Raw genomic sequence first — 526 nt, forward strand, 5'->3', positions numbered from 1 at the left:
GCCTGCAGCGGGTCGGCATAGTTCAGGCGGTACACCATGCGCTCGTTCTCGAGCGCGGGCGAGCCGGTCGCGTCCATCACGACGATGGCGGCCAGCGGCGCCTGGGCCGCCTGGGCGGCAGGCGCGCCGAGCGGACCGAAGTCGAAATGGGCATTGTTGGCGGCGGGCTTGCTGGTGCCGCAGCCGGCCAGGGCCAGAGTCAGGGCCAGGGCGGCGGTGCCGAGGATGCGGGGCGAAATCATGGTGGTCAAGGTCCTCATTTGGTCGGGGCGACGAAGCCCGGCTCGCCGGGGCCGGGTTGCGCGCTCGGCGCGCCGAACAGGATGCTCTGCGGACGGTCGGAAATCGAGTCCGCCGTGCGGCGCACCGAGCGCAGCGCCGTACGCGCCTCGTCCGTCATGCGCACCACGTGCGGCAGGGTTTCCGCTTCCAGGTCGGCCGTCACGCCGGTCAGCGAGTCGATCGCGCCGTTCAGGCGGGTCAGCGGGCCGTCCGGCGCCTGCAGGCCGGGGGCCAGGCGGGCGTA

At 73.2% G+C, this 526-nt stretch carries 2 pseudogenes; both read right to left on the bottom strand.

Features of this window, described 5'->3' with window-relative positions:
* Positions 1 to 242 (bottom strand): annotated as a pseudogene (locus tag KVT32_RS28535) (ABC transporter); the annotation flags it as partial.
* Between the two features lie 14 nt (positions 243 to 256).
* Positions 257 to 526 (bottom strand): annotated as a pseudogene (locus KVT32_RS28540) (MCE family protein); the annotation flags it as partial.

It is taken from the genome of Achromobacter sp. GbtcB20 (genome assembly GCF_019091095.1).
Lineage (GTDB): Bacteria > Pseudomonadota > Gammaproteobacteria > Burkholderiales > Burkholderiaceae_B > Achromobacter > Achromobacter mucicolens.